We start from the raw sequence: 296 nt of genomic DNA, 5'->3' as shown, positions 1-296 counted from the left end.
ATGAGCCGCTGCACATCTTCTAAGCGTGTAGCATCGCCACAAACGAGCAAATGCCTGAAACGCCATACGTCCCCCTACCTTGCTTCCGGCTCTTTGATAGCATCCAGCGCAGCCTGCACGTCATATTCATCATCTACAACTGGCTCATCCGGCTCTGTATCGGCCGGCAAAGCAAAGAGAAGGTCTTCCAGTTCGACGCCATCGAAGCCGGTCAACTCGATATCAATTTCACTCTCCGCTAATTCCTGAAGCAAGATCGCCAGCTTCTCCTCATCCCATCGGCCACTGATTTTATT

General features: G+C 51.7%; 1 pseudogene. It reads right to left on the bottom strand.

Features of this window, described 5'->3' with window-relative positions:
- Positions 1-74: 74 nt before the first annotated feature.
- Positions 75-296 (bottom strand): annotated as a pseudogene (locus tag B2899_RS14860) (DNA modification methylase); the annotation flags it as partial.

The organism is Aneurinibacillus sp. UBA3580, assembly GCF_002375825.1.
GTDB classification, from domain to species: Bacteria; Bacillota; Bacilli; order Aneurinibacillales; family Aneurinibacillaceae; genus Aneurinibacillus; species Aneurinibacillus danicus.
This window is presented reverse-complemented; position numbering and strand designations above follow the sequence as displayed.